Origin of the sequence: Mesorhizobium sp. M1A.F.Ca.IN.020.04.1.1, from assembly GCF_003997315.1 — a bacterium.
GTDB lineage: Bacteria > Pseudomonadota > Alphaproteobacteria > Rhizobiales > Rhizobiaceae > Mesorhizobium.
Genome location: NZ_RZSN01000274.1, coordinates 1 through 5014, shown reverse-complemented (window position 1 = coordinate 5014; position 5014 = coordinate 1). Strand labels below are relative to the sequence as shown.

Genomic DNA, 5014 nt, shown 5'->3' with positions numbered 1-5014 from the left:
CCCAAAGATAGGCTTCCCACGCCAAGATTAAATTACGCGATCGCGGTAGGAGATTTCCTAGGAACCTGCTGTACCGGCGACGAAGGCCCGGACGTGGGCGACGAACTCGTCGAAGGCCGGCTCGCCCTCAAGCAGGATGTGGTTTTGGCTTTCCAGCTCGAGGAAGCTGGCGCCGGGAATGCCTGCCGCCATGGTGCGGCCGGACTCGACCGGGGCAACATTGTCTTCCCGCGCGTGCAGCACCAGGGTCGGCACCCGCACTTTTTCGAGCAGCTCGCTGACATCGATCACGGAAAAGGCGGTCTGCAGGCGCCAGGCGTCGTCCGGCAAAACCGTGCGCCGCATCAGATCGTCCATCCAGGCGAAATGTTCGTGCGTGGCGCCGGGGATGAACATGGAGCAGAAGGCTTGGCGGAACATCGGGTTCGACTTGCCCCAGCTCTCGCGCATCAGCGTCGATACGGCCTCGCGCGTGGCGATCTCGCCGGGGTCGCCGCGCGCCCGCCAGCCTTTGACGTAGCCGCCGTAGAGGATCATGCCCGAGACTTTCTCGGGGTGGCGTATGGCATAGGCGATCGAAACCGCGCAGCTCTGCGACAGACCAAGAAGCGTGAAGCGATCGAGCCCCGCGGCCTCGACGACGCATTCGAGATCCGACACCATCGTGTCGAACGAGACGTCGGCCACGTGGCGTTGCGACAGGCCATTGCAGCGCTCGTCGTAGCGCACCAACTGGTTCCGGCGTGACAGTTCCCTCATCCAGTGCCGCCAGATCGGGCTGTCCCAGTCGAAGGTCAGATGCGACATCCAATGCGCGGCGCGCAGGATGGGCGGGCCGCTGCCGGTCTTGGCAAAAGCAAGCCTTGTGCCGTCGCGAGCCCGGCAGAAATGGACGGCGCGGCCGGGATCCTGCGCGGGCGTCGGGCTGTTGGCAAGCTGAGTGGAAGGTGATTGCATCTGGGCCACGTCCGTGGCGCCGCGTTGCGCGGAGCGTCCCGTCGGCTGGGCGGCTGCCGCCCTCACCTTCTCCTCCAGCGCTTCGATCTCTTCCGCCAGGCCGATATCCTCCGGCAGCAGCCGCCGCAGGCGCCGGGCAAGCGGCAGCGCACGCCTCGGCTCGCCGGCCAGGCGCTCGATCAGCTCGCGCAACATGCCGAGCTCGGCGATCTCGACCTCGCTGGCGACGCCCGCGCGCCAGGCCTCGTATTCGAAGCAGCGCTCGAGCGAAAGATCGGCGAGGAAATCGCCGCGGATCGAACCGGCCACGGCCTCCAGCTCCTCCGTCGAAGCCATGGAAAGATCGCCCTTCACCAGCGGCAGCAGCCGGGCATAGTCCGTGCCAAGTTTCAGCGAGACAGTGTTGCGGTCGGCGACCAGAGCGGGTTCGTCCTCGCCGAGCACCTGGCGGATCTTGGACAAGCTCCAGCGCAAGGCGCCGCGCGGATCGTCGGGAATGTCCCAGAAGATTTCGCAGAGCCGCTCGCGCTGATGCGCCTTGCCGGTGACGGCGAGATAGGCAAGCAAGGCTCTCGTCTTGCGCGACGGCGGCAGGTCGAGCAGCGCGCCGTCGCGGACCACCTGGAAGTCGCCGAGCACGCACAGGTCCAGCAGCCCCTTATGCGGAGCGTCGGTCATCCGGCCGGGCACCCTTCCACTGCCATCTGGCTCCTCGTCGATGCGGCGGGAGAAGACCGCACCGGAATATCAAAATCGGCTAATTTACGGAAGCCGATACGGCAAGAAGGACATTGGGAATGTGCGATGGGTTACATTGGCGGCGATGCGTACTCTCCCTTCGAGGGGAGCTGTCGCCGAAGGTGACAGAGGGGGCGCTTCGCGTGAAGCGCCAGCGCTCTCCCCGACATCAGACGGCGTTGGCGATCCAAGTGAGACGCCCCCCCTCTGTCCTGCCGGACATCTCCCCCGCAAGGGGGAAGATTGGATGTCACCGACGCTTTCGCAAACCTCCAACCACCGCAATTGCCACCGCCAGAGCGACCAAACCCGCCGCCACTGCGAACGTAAACGCCATCCCGTCGGCGACTGCTTCCGGTGCCGCGGCGCCGACCTCGCCAGTGCCCACCGCGAAGGCAAACACCGCGCCCATCACCGCCGTGCCGGTGATCAGGCCGAGATTGCGCGACAGGCTGAGCATGCCCGAGACCACGCCGCGCTCGTTCTTATCGACATCGGCCATGACGGCGGTGTTGTTCGCCGCCTGAAAGAGCTGATAGCCGGGCGTCAGCAGCATGATCGCCGCCGCGTAGCCGGCGACGCCGAACAGCGCCGGCAGCAGAGCAAGCGCGACGCAGCCGATGGTCATCAGCACCAGCCCGGCAACGACCATGGCGGACGCGCCCAGGCGATCGACGAAGCGGCCGGCAGTCACGCCGCACAGCGCCGAGACGACCGGGCCGATCGACAGCACGGCGCCGACCTGCGCTTCGCCCAGGCCCAGCGCGCGCGACAGGAAGAAGGGTCCGACGACAAGCGTCGCCATCATCACGGTGGAGACCAGCCCGTTCATGGCAAGGCTCGGCGCCAGCACCGGATCGCTGAACAGCGCTGGTTTGACCAGAGGCGACGCCACTCTTCGCTGCGCATAGAGGAACAGCGCGGCGCCGAGAACGGCAATGCCGAGCAACGCGATGTTCGTGCCGCCGAAATGGCCGCGTCCTGCCGTCATCGCCAGCGCATAGGCGGCGAGCGTCAAGGCAAGCAGCAACGTGCCCAGCGCGTCGAAGCGCGGGCCAACGCCCTGCGCCTCACTGCGGAGGATCGTCGCGGTTTGATCGCCCGGCAGGAAGCGCCGGGCGAGGATCATCGCCACGACACCCAGCCCGGCAGTGACGAGGAAGATCGCGCGCCAGCCGAGGGAAGCGATCAGCACCCCGCCAAGCGACGGCCCAAGCGCCGTGCCGATCGCCGACATGGTGCCGAGCAGGCCCATGGCGCTGCCAGTACGCTCTTTCGGCATCGTCGTGCCGACCAAGGCCATGGTCAGCGCCATCATCACCGCGGCGCCGAGGCCTTGAGCGGCGCGGGCGGCGACCAGCAACAGCAGCGACGCGGCGCTGGCGGCCGACGAGATCGCCAAGCCGCCCGACGCTGACGATGAGCGCGGTGACGGCAAGCAGATAGGCAAGCACCACCCATTGCACCGCCTGGAAGGATGCTGCGAAGGCGGTGCTCAGCGTCGGCAGCGCGACATTGGCGATGCTGGTGCTGAGCGAGGACAAAAGCATCGCCAGCGACAGGCTGGCCAGCGCGCCGCTTGCCGAGCGCCTTGCGGGAGCGGCGCGTGGATCTGCGATATCGGCCATGGTTCTTCTCCGGCTCGGGTGGAACTTGCCGGGAGAATAGGTGCCTCGCCAATATGGCGGAATGCGCAGCATTTGCACTCGAATAGTGCATGAAACGCCCTGTCACTGCATCGAGGACGTGCTAAGATCGCGCCATGTCGCGACCCGATCTCAACCTGCTCGTCACGCTGGACGTGCTCATCGCCGAAGGCAGTGTCGCGAAAGCCGCGCGGCGGCTGAAGCTCAGCCCGTCGGCAATGAGCCGCGCGCTCGCAAGACTGCGCGAGGTGACCGGCGATCCGCTTTTGGTCCGCGCCGGGCGCGGCCTGGTGCCGACGCCCCGCGCCATCGAGCTCGGGACGGATGTCGGCCGGCTGGTGAAGGAGGCGGAGGCTGTGCTGCGCCCCGCCGAACGGCTCGACCTGAAGCGGCTTACGCGCAGTTTCACGCTGCGCAACAGCGATGGTTTTGTGGAAAATTTCGGCCCTGCCCTTCTCGCGCGCGTCGCCGAGGAAGCGCCGGGCGTGCAGCTCCGTTTCGTGCCGAAGCCCGACAAGGACAGCGCGCCGATGCGCGAAGGCAGTGTCGATCTCGAGACCGGCGTTATCGGCGGCTCGACCGGCCCGGAGGTGCGGGCGCAGGCGCTGTTCCGCGACCGTTTCGTCGGCGTGGTGCGCATCGGCCATCCGCTGTGCGACGGCAAGATCACCGCCGCCCGCTTCTCCGCCGGCCGGCATATATTGATCTCTCGCCGCGGGCTGGATCGCGGGCCTATCGACGACGCGCTGGAACTCGCCGGGCTGACGCGGACGATCGCCACCGTGGTCGGCGGCTTCGCGGAAGCGCTGGCGCTGGCGCGCGGCTCCGACCTCATCGCCACGGTGCCCGAGCGCTATACCGGCAAGCTGCGCGAAGGCCTGCTCACCTTCGCATTGCCGGTGAAGCTCGCCGGGCTCACAATCTCGCTGCTATGGCACCCGCGCCTCGACGCCGACCCCGCGCATCGGTGGCTGCGGGGCCTGGTGAGGGAGGTGTGCGGCGGGCGGTGAGACAGCCGATCTCCTTTCGCGGCAACCGGCACGCAGGCAGGCGAGGCGCGAAGGAACGCCGCGCCGACAGACCAGATTTTGGCTCCAACAAAGTGTGGAGACAGGTTCCTTGGCGACGCCGGGACGGAGCGGGGGGACGCCCAACAAGAACCCCCGCTCCGTCGCTGCTCGAGCACCTCTGCCCGATCTGCCGGCCAGGACCTGCGCCGGGACACTTCGAGCAACCGATCGCCCACCCTCATCGGATGGCGAATTTTAGCATCCCTGCATGTGCGCATCATGAAGCGGTTCACAGAGCGGCAGCGTTCCTCTCCGCAGTCTTTGAGGGGCACGAAACCGCTAGCGCGACGGGGAATTCACTGCCGTTTGCCCGCCAATGCTGCGTTGCCGAAATGCGCCCAAAAAAAGTCAGGTTGAGAACCGGACCTCAAAACGCCTCAACCAGTGAAAAACCAGCCTATTCAAACGTGTAGGCGGCAACATTCGTGTCGCTTGCCGCAACGGGCGAAAAGCCCGGAAATCCGCCATTTCGGAGCCTGCGGCGCGGCAACCGCGGAAATGCGGCAGCCCGATTTCGGCATTGCACAACGGAAAAAAACGCTGTTCCGGAGGCGCCGCCGCCGACGTTGACAGCCAGCCGGGCCAATGGCAATCCGCAGTGAC

The 5014-nt window shown here is 66.7% G+C and carries 3 protein-coding genes and 1 pseudogene; 1 reads left to right on the top strand and 3 read right to left on the bottom strand.

Annotated elements, in window-relative coordinates:
* Nucleotides 1–57 precede the first annotated feature (57 nt).
* Entirely contained in the window at nt 58–1635 is a 1578-nt protein-coding gene (locus tag EOA49_RS33820) for an alpha/beta hydrolase (RefSeq protein WP_245460843.1), read from the bottom strand.
* Between the two features lie 310 nt (nt 1636–1945).
* A pseudogene (locus EOA49_RS30185) lies at nt 1946–3323 on the bottom strand (MFS transporter).
* A gap of 134 nt (nt 3324–3457) precedes the next feature.
* On the opposite strand from EOA49_RS30185, the gene EOA49_RS30180 reads away from it, so the two are divergent.
* The gene (locus EOA49_RS30180; RefSeq protein WP_127241895.1) at nt 3458–4351 is read left to right on the top strand and encodes a LysR family transcriptional regulator; all 894 of its coding nucleotides are present in this window, start codon (nt 3458–3460) and stop codon (nt 4349–4351) included.
* Between the two features lie 457 nt (nt 4352–4808).
* On the opposite strand, the gene EOA49_RS33195 is transcribed toward EOA49_RS30180, so the two are convergent.
* Nucleotides 4809–5014 (bottom strand): hypothetical protein (locus tag EOA49_RS33195; protein WP_206520244.1); only part of this gene is annotated, 206 nt, incomplete at its 5' end.